The sequence below is a fragment of the Micromonospora sp. NPDC047753 genome, assembly GCF_040642735.1.
GTDB lineage: Bacteria > Actinomycetota > Actinomycetes > Mycobacteriales > Micromonosporaceae > Micromonospora.
On sequence record NZ_JBEYSL010000310.1, the window covers coordinates 1 to 8,199 of the forward strand.

An 8,199-nucleotide genomic window follows, 5' to 3' on the forward strand; every position below is an offset into this window, starting at 1 on the left:
AAGAACATCACGCTGGCCGGTCCGGAGGTCTCCGCGCTCTGGCTCGGCCCGGCGATGCTGGCATTCTGTGTGGCCACCAAACCGTTGTTGCTCGCCCCTGCCCGGGCGCGACAAACTGCCGCTAGGCCAGCAGACCCTCGGCGAGCAGGTGGTCGAAGATGATCTGGTCGACCGGTGAGGTGCGGTGCCGGTCCGCGTACCCGAGCCAGGCCATCTCGGCGATCTCGCTGGCTGGCCGCAACTGCCCCCGATAGCCCGCCCGATAGCAGGTCATCCGCACTGTGATGCCGGTCGTGTGGCCGTGCGCCTGAGCGGTGAAGGTGCCCAGGCGCACGGCACCTGGCACGTCGACCTCGACGCTCAACTCCTCGTCGATCTCCCGACGCAGGGTCTCCAGGTCGGTTTCGCCCGGCTCACGCTTTCCGCCCGGCAGGTACCAGACGTCCTTGCCCACCGACCGGGTGCTCAGCACCCGACCGTCCTCGACGAGGATCCAGGCCACCTTGTCGATCTCGCGCACGATGCTCCTTGCTGCCGCCGGGATCGGGGACGCTACCACCCGGCACCGCGCTCAGTCGGCGAGCAGGTCGAGCAGCAGCGCGGCGCTCCAACTGAACGCCGGTGAGCCCAGCCCGGCACCGGTGTCCGGGTGGAAGTACTCGTGGCAGCCGGCCCCGGCGACCAGAGCGATCATCGAGCGGCGCAGCCCGGCGGCCAGCTCCGGGTTCCCGTGACCGAGCAGCCCACGCCGGACCAGCCAGCCGATGTTGAGCCAGCTCGGCCCACGCCAGTAACGCAGCGGCTCGAAGTCGGGTGCGGTGCGGTCGTGGGTGGGCAGCGGCCGGTCCATCCGACGGGCCACCCCGAAGCGCGCCGACCGGGCCTCGACGACCAGCGCGTCGACATGCCGGGTCGGCAGGTCGGGCAGGATCAGCGGGGTCAGCCCGAGCACGGTACGGGCGCTCAGCAGACGGTTGGTGCGCAGGTCACGAGGCTGGAACGTGCCGGTGTCCGGGTCGTACAGCCGGCGTACCAATGCTTCGGTGATGCGGGCCGCGCGGACCCGGTGCGGCCCGGGGTCGCCACCGACGAGCGCGGCGATCTCGGCGAGGGCGTGTTCGGCGGCCCCGAACGCCGCGTTGAACAGCGGGCACTCCACCAGGAACGGATGCCCGCCGGCCAGGTCCCGGTCGGAGTAGCAGTGGTCGCGGTAGGCGGCGACGATCGCCAGGTAACGCGCGTAGTCGAGGTCTGTGGGGCGGTGCGCGGCGTCGGCGTGCGTGGTGTCGTGCCGACGGTACGCCCGCATGACTGCCGCCTCGGCCGGCACCGCGGCCATCGGCTCGTCCCACGCCGGGCTGTTGTCCAACCCGGACTCCCACGGGTGCACGATGCAGACCAGTCCGTCACCGGCCACGTCCCGCCGGTCGGCCAGGTAGCGCTGTTGGGCGACCAGCGCGGGGTAGAGCACGCGCAACGCGGCCAGGGCGCTGGGGTCGGGCGTCCGCCGATACGCCAACAACGCGGCGAGCGCGTGCACCGGCGGCTGGACCAGACCGGAGGTGGCGACCGTCGGTGCTCCCGGCACGTCGGCCGATCGCCACATCTCCGGCCCCGGGAAGTACGCGCCGACCCGCAGCGCCGGGTTGAACACGATGTGTGGCACCCGTCCGTCGGCCCACTGCGCCCCGAAGAGGCTGGCCAGCTCCCGCCAGGCGCGGTCGGGACGGACCTGGGCCAACCCGATCGCGATGAACGCGGAGTCCCAGCTCCACTGGTGCGGGTAGAGCGTGCGTGAGGGCACCGTGTGGTCGTGCTCCCAGTTGGCGTCGAGCGTGTCGATCGCGAGGCGACGCAGCCCGGCCGCGTCGGCCGGGCCACCCGTGCCGGCGGTGTCGGCGCGCGTCGCCCCGGTGTCAGCGGGCAGACCGACACCGGCGGTCGCGTCGACGCTTGTCGGCCCGGCGTCGGCGGTCACGCGGCGGCCCGCCGGGGCAGCGCGTGTCGCAGCACCGTGGCCGCCTGTTGCAGGGCCCGGACCGGGTCGCCGCGGAGCCGGCACTCCAGCGCCAGCCAGCCCCGGTAGTCCAGCTCCAGCAGGGTGCGCACCAGCGCCGGCCAGTCCAGGTGCCCGGCGCCGGGCTGGTAGCGGTTGGAGTCGCTGACCTGGACGTGCCCGAGGTACGGCGCGGCGGCGCGCAGCGCGCGGTGCACGTCGTCCTCCTCAATGTTCATGTGGAAGGTGTCGGCGACCACCCGGACCGACGGCAACCCGAGCGCGGCGCAGAGCGCCACCGCCTCGTCGAGACGGTTGACCATGTGGTCCTCGTACCGGTTGAGGGGTTCCAGGAAAAGGGTGACCCCCTCGGCCCGGGCGTGTTCGCCCAGCTCGCCGAGGGCGTCGAGGAGCACCTGCCGGTCGCCGTCCGGCCGGCGGGGCGGATCGAACGGCGGCAGTCGTCGGGAGAACATCCCCCAGGCGGCCGGGGTCATCACCCCGACGCCACCCAGCTCGGCGATCACCGTGAGTTGGGAGCGCAGGTTGCGGACGGCGTCGGCGGACCGGGCGGGGTCGAAGTCGCCGATGAAGTGGTCCATCTCGACGCAGACGGTGGGCATCACCACCCCGGCGGCGCGGGCCCGGCGCAGCTCGGGCAACCGGCGGGCGAACGCCAGGTCGCCGCGGCCGCGTAGCTCGATGCCCTGGTAGCCGAGGGCGGCCGCGAGGGCGTACTTCTGGATCAGGTTGGTGCCCGGCAGGAGTTGTTCCTGACAGGCCAGCGCGATGGTGGTCATGAGAACCTCAGCACGACTTGGAGGACGTCACCGGCGCCGCGGTCGAGCAGCGCGAGGGCGTCGGCGACCGCGCTGGCGTCGACGATGTGGCTGACCAGCGGCAGCGGGTCGACGCTGCGGTCGGCCACCAGGTCCATGAAGGTCTGCGCGACCCGGTCTCCGGTCCACCGGCCGGCCATGCTCGGCGCGGGGGTGGGCCCGGAGACCTGGGCGGCCACCAACTGGATGCGGTTGTGGTGGAACTCCTCGCCGAGGCCGAGCGCGTCGGCCTGGCCCTGGTAGAAGCCGGCGGCCACGACCCGGCCGGCGTGGGTGGTGGAGCGGATCGCCTCGTGCAGCGCCGGGTACGCGCCGGACAACTCCAGGCAGACGTCGGCGCCCCGGCCGGCGGTGGCCTGGCGCAGCACGGCGGCGGCGGAGGTGACAGTGGCGTCCACAGTCGAGTGTGCGCCGTACCGGGCGGCGTGCTCCAACCGGTCGGGTACCGGGTCGACGGCCACCACCCGGGCCCCGGAGAGCACGGCGAGCCGGGTGGCGAGCAGCCCGATGACGCCCTGGCCGAAGACGCCCACCCAGTCGCCGAGGTGCAGGTCACCGGCGAGCACGGCGGTCAGCGCGATGGCGCCGGGGCGGGCGAAGACCGCGGCGAGCGGATCCAGCCCGGCGGGGAGCACGCGGACCGCGTCGGCGGCGAGCACGGCCTCGGCCCGGTGCCCCCAGATGCCCCAGACGAGCTGCCCCGGGTGTCGGTCGGTGACGTCCGGCGCGACCTCGACGACCTCGCCGACCTCTTCGTAGCCGAAGCCGATCAACGGGTACGGAACCGGGGTCTGTCGGGGGACGAACATCCGGGCGGCGTCGTCCCAGTCCTTGCTGAGCCGGGGATTGCTGCCCCGGTAGAGGGTCAGCTCGGTGCCGGCGGAGATGCCCGAGTAGCAGGTGCGGACTCGGACCTGGCCGGGGCCGAGCGGATCCGGCGGGCAGGGCTCGAGGCTGATGCGTCGAGGCCCGGCGAGAGAGACCACCCAGTTGCCCATGTGTCACATCCCGGTAGCACTGGGCTCCAGGATAGCAAAAAATCGCCATATGTCTTGCTATTGATCAATCGAAGGTGTTGGATCCTTCATGTACCCTTCGAGAGGAGTGCCACCGATGTCAGCACCTCCGAGGCGGATACTCGCCACCACAGTGATCCTGGCACTGACCACGTCCACCCTGCTGGCCTGCGGCGACGACGCATCCGACAGCAACAGCAAGAAGATCACCGTCTGGAGCCTGGAGGACGTGGCCGACCGGGTCACCGCCACCAAGGCGATCATCGCGGACTTCACCGCCAAGACCGGGATCCAGGTCGATCTCGTGACCGTCAACGAGGACCAGTTCCCCTCCTTGATCGCCGCAAACGCCGCCGCCGGCGACCTGCCCGACGTGGTCGGGTCGGTCTCGCTCGCCGGCATCCGTACGCTCGCCGGCAACGAGCTGCTGCACGCCTCGGCGAACGCGGAGGTCGTCGACAAGCTGGGCAGGCAGACGTTCTCCCCCCGAGCGCTGGAGCTCACCTCCGACGACGGCACACAGCTCTCCGTGCCCAGCGACGGCTGGGGGCAGCTGCTCGTCTACCGCAAGGACCTGTTCGCCGCGGCCGGCCTGCCCGCCCCCGACACGTACGAGCGAATCACCACCGCCGCGGCAAGACTGAACACCGGCGGCGTCGCCGGCATCACCGCGGCGACCGCCCCCAGCGACGTGTTCACCCAACAGACCTTCGAGCACCTGGCGTTGGCCAACGGCTGCCAGCTCACCGACGACTCGGGAAAGGTGACACTGGATTCGCCCCAGTGCGTCGAGGCGTTCCGCTTCTACGGTGACCTGATCCGCACCAGCTCGGTGAAGGGCGCGCAGGACGTGGACACCACGCGGGCCACCTACTTCGCGGGCAAGGCGGCCATGGTGATCTGGTCACCGTTCATCCTCGACGAGCTGGCCGGGCTGCGCAACGACGCCAAGCCGACCTGCCCGCAGTGCCAGGCGGACCCGGCGTTCCTCGCGAAGAACAGCGGGTTCGTCACCGCGATCAAGGGCCCGAACGGCACCGAACCGGTCCAGTACGGCGAGATCAGCTCGTGGGCGGTCCTCGACGGCGCGGTGGCCGACCCGGCGAAGTCCTTCGTGGAGTACATGCTCGGTGACGGCTACCCACGCTGGTTCGGCATGTCGCCGGAGGGCCGCTTCCCGGTGCGCAAGGGCACCCCCACTGAGCCGGAGGCGTACCTGACCGCCTGGAACACCAGCCAGGCGGGCGTGGACGCGAAGAAGCCCCTCACCGACGTGTACGGCGACGAGGTGCTGGCCACGCTGCGCCGCAGCCCGGACACCTTCGGGCGCTGGGGCCTCAGCCAGGGGCAGGGCAAACTCGTCGGCGCCATGCTCGGCGAGTTGCCGGTGCCCAAGGTGCTGGGCGACCTCGTCTCCGGCAAGTCCGACGCGGCGGGCACCGCCAAGCGCGCCACGAAGGACGTGGACGCCATCAAGGCGGGCGTCAATTGACCACCACCGCGCCCGGCCCCGGCCGCTCCCCCACCAGAGAGCAGCCGGCGTCACCCGGGCGCCGACCGCTGACCCTGCGCCGCCGCGAATCCCGGGCCGGGCTCGCGCTGGTCGCACCGACCCTGCTCGTCACCATCGCGGTCATCGGCATCCCGATCGTGTGGACAGTGGTGCTCGCCTTCCAGCGGGTCCGGCTGGCAACGCTCCGCAAGACCGGCCTGTTCGGCGAGTTCACCATGGACAACATCGACCGGGTGCTGCACACCCCCGGCTTCGCCGAGACGCTGTGGGTCACCCTGATCTACAGCATCGGCGGCACCGTCGGGTCGATAGCGCTCGGCCTGGTGGCCGCACTGGTCGTCCGCCGGCCGTTCCGGGGTCGCACCCTGGTCCGGGCGTCAATGCTGCTGCCGTACGTGGCACCGGTGGTCGCCGTCACGTTCGTCTGGCAGGTGATGCTCGACCCGCAGCTCGGCATCGTCAACGCGTGGGGTCAACGCCTGCTCGGCTGGGACGCCCCGGTGCCGTTCCTCACCCAGGAGTCGACCGCACTGGCCACCGTGATCGTCTTCGAGGCGTGGCGGTACTTCCCGTTCGCGTTCCTGTTCCTGCTGGCCCGACTCCAGGCGGTGCCCGGCGAGTTGGAGGAGGCCGCCCGTGTCGACGGCGCCACCCCCACCCAACGGTTCCGGCACATCCTGCTGCCGCAACTGCTACCGGTGATCGCCCTGCTGGGCGTGCTGCGCTTCATCATGACGTTCAACAAGTTCGACGACGTCTACCTGCTCACCGGCGGTGCGGCCGGCACCGAGGTGGTCAGCGTCCGGGTGTACGAGTTCCTGACCGCCCGTACCGACATCGGAGCCGCGGCCGCGCAGGCGGTCGTGCTGGCCGTTGTGCTCATCGTGTTCGTGCTGATCTATCTGCGCTTCTTCGGACGGAGGGTGGGCTGATGGACCGGGACGTGGTCGAGACGGTGAGCCTGCGTTGGCTGCGCCGCCTGGTGATAGCCGTGTTCCTGGTGATCACGGCCTTCCCCTTCTACTACATGCTGGTGCTCTCGGTACGACCCATCGAGCGGCTGCTGCTCGACCCCGGGGCGCTGGTGGTCGGCTTCGGTGAGCTGACCGTGGCCACGTACGCCGAGGTGCTCAAGGCCACCGACGACGGCGGCCAGGGTTTCCTCACCTTCATCCGCAACAGCGGGCTGGTCGCCGTCGCGGCGACAGTGCTCACTCTCCTGGTCGCGATCCCCGGCGCGTACGCGGTGGCCCGGCTGCGGTTCTTCGGCCGGCGACAGGTGGACTTCCTGTTCCTGGCGGTCTACCTGTTTCCGTCGATCGTCATCGCGATCCCGCTGTTCGTGGTCTTCACCCGGGCCGGGCTGCGCGGCTCGCTGTTCGGTCTGGTGCTGGTCTACATCTCGCAGACGTTGCCGGTGTCGGTCTACATGCTGAAGAACTACTTCGAGACCATCCCGGTCAGCCTGGAGGAGTCCGCCGCCATCGACGGCGCCGGCCGACTCGGCATCATCCGCCGTGTCAGCCTGCCCCTGGCGATGCCGTCGATCATGGCGGTCGCGCTCTACGACTTCATGATCGCCTGGAACGAGTTCCTCTTCGCCCTGCTGTTCCTGGTCGACAAACCCGACAGGTGGACGGTGTCGCTGGGGTTGTCCCTGCTCGCCGACGGGGTGGAGGTCCCCAAGACGGTGCTGATGGCCGGGTCGGTCGTGCTCACCCTGCCCATCGTGTTCCTCTTCTTCGCCAGCGAACGGCTGCTCACCGAGGGCCTGACCAGCGGCGCGGAGAAGGGATGATGGTCTCGTCCGGGTCGCCCGCCCGGCCCCCACCGGCCCGGATACGGTGGCCTCATGGCCAACCCGACCCGCTGGGCGACCGACACCGGTCCCGAGCACTCACAGTGGTACATCGACCGGTTCCGCAAGCTCGTGGCCGAGGGCGCGGACCTGGCCGGCGAGGCCCGACTGGTGGACGCCCTCGTCGCTCCCGGCTCCCGCATTCTCGACGCCGGCAGCGGCACCGGACGCGTCGGTGCCGCGCTGGCCGAGCGGGGCCACACGGTGGTCGGGGTGGACGCCGACCCCGCGCTGGTGGAGGCCGCCCGCGCCGACTATCCCGGCCCGACGTGGCTCGTCGCCGACCTCGCCGAGTTGGATCTGCCGGCGCTGGGTGAGGCCGAGCCGTTCGACGCGGCGGTGCTGGCCGGTAACGTGCTCGCCTTCGTCGCCGTCGGCACCGAACCGGAGGTGCTGCGCCGGGTGGCGGCGCATTTGCGACCCGATGGTGTGCTGACAGTGGGTTTCGGCACGGAGCGCGGCTACCCGCTGACCGCGTTCGACGCCGACGCGGTGGCCGCCGGGCTGCGCGTGGAGCAGCGCTTCGCCACCTGGGACCTGCGCCCGTGGCGCGACGACGCGCCGTTCGCGGTCACCGTCCTGCGCCGCCCAGCCGACTGAGCACCCCCTGCCACACGTCGCTTCCGGTGATCAAGAGATGTGCGTCAGGTTCGTGCCAGGTTCTGACGCAAACCTCTTGATCACCGCGGCCACTCCGGTGCCGGCGGGTTTCGGGTGAGGGTCAGTCCCCGGCGGCGACGGCGCGGGCGGCGACCGGGTCGAGGGTGGCGCCGGCAGGTACCAGGCTGACCAGCCCGGACGGTAACCGCATCGGCCGCACGTCGCGGTAGCCGAGCATCGGGAGCACCTCCCGGTCGGCCAGCACGTACCGTCGGCCCAGGTCGGTGACCACGGAGACCGCGCCGCCGGTCGCGCCGGGCGCTGCGGCGGCCTCGACCACCGCGCCGCGGCCCGGCTCCACCACCACGTGGTCGGCC

At 71.3% G+C, this 8,199-nt stretch carries 9 protein-coding genes; 4 read left to right on the forward strand and 5 right to left on the reverse strand.

The features are described from left to right. Positions 1-121: 121 nt before the first annotated feature. The 4 genes from ABZ749_RS23295 to ABZ749_RS23310 form a co-directional block, all read right to left on the reverse strand. Positions 122-520: an NUDIX domain-containing protein gene (locus ABZ749_RS23295; protein ID WP_357231057.1), complete on the reverse strand. Its 399-nt coding sequence runs from the start codon at positions 518-520 to the stop codon at positions 122-124. A gap of 51 nt (positions 521-571) precedes the next feature. Then, complete coding sequence (locus ABZ749_RS23300; RefSeq protein WP_357231081.1) at positions 572-1,858, reverse strand: hypothetical protein; 1,287 nt, start codon at positions 1,856-1,858, stop codon at positions 572-574. 116 nt (positions 1,859-1,974) lie between these two features. Next, complete coding sequence (locus tag ABZ749_RS23305; RefSeq protein WP_357231060.1) at positions 1,975-2,796, reverse strand: sugar phosphate isomerase/epimerase family protein; 822 nt, start codon at positions 2,794-2,796, stop codon at positions 1,975-1,977. After that, positions 2,793-3,833 carry a zinc-binding alcohol dehydrogenase gene (locus ABZ749_RS23310; protein ID WP_357231063.1) on the reverse strand — a complete coding sequence of 347 codons (1,041 nt, stop codon included), beginning with the start codon at positions 3,831-3,833 and terminating at the stop codon, positions 2,793-2,795. The genes ABZ749_RS23305 and ABZ749_RS23310 overlap by 4 nt, the downstream gene beginning before the upstream one ends. A 115-nt stretch (positions 3,834-3,948) precedes the next feature. On the opposite strand from ABZ749_RS23310, the gene ABZ749_RS23315 reads away from it, so the two are divergent. From ABZ749_RS23315 to ABZ749_RS23330, 4 genes are read left to right on the forward strand one after another with little or no spacing between them, the layout of a single operon-like run. Continuing rightward, the gene (locus ABZ749_RS23315; protein ID WP_357231066.1) at positions 3,949-5,343 is read left to right on the forward strand and encodes an extracellular solute-binding protein; all 1,395 of its coding nucleotides are present in this window, start codon (positions 3,949-3,951) and stop codon (positions 5,341-5,343) included. Then, positions 5,340-6,296, forward strand: a complete 957-nt coding sequence (locus tag ABZ749_RS23320) for a sugar ABC transporter permease (protein WP_357231069.1) — start codon at positions 5,340-5,342, stop codon at positions 6,294-6,296. Before ABZ749_RS23315 ends, ABZ749_RS23320 begins: the two co-directional genes overlap by 4 nt. Continuing rightward, the gene (locus ABZ749_RS23325) at positions 6,296-7,162 is read left to right on the forward strand and encodes a carbohydrate ABC transporter permease (RefSeq protein WP_357231072.1); all 867 of its coding nucleotides are present in this window, start codon (positions 6,296-6,298) and stop codon (positions 7,160-7,162) included. The genes ABZ749_RS23320 and ABZ749_RS23325 overlap by 1 nt, the downstream gene beginning before the upstream one ends. Before the next feature lie 54 nt (positions 7,163-7,216). Next, positions 7,217-7,822 (forward strand): class I SAM-dependent methyltransferase, encoded by a 606-nt coding sequence (locus ABZ749_RS23330; protein WP_357231075.1) that lies wholly within the window; start codon positions 7,217-7,219, stop codon positions 7,820-7,822. A gap of 121 nt (positions 7,823-7,943) precedes the next feature. On the opposite strand, the gene ABZ749_RS23335 is transcribed toward ABZ749_RS23330, so the two are convergent. After that, the coding region (locus ABZ749_RS23335) for a type VII secretion protein EccB (protein WP_357231078.1) at positions 7,944-8,199 on the reverse strand (256 nt) is incomplete at its 5' end.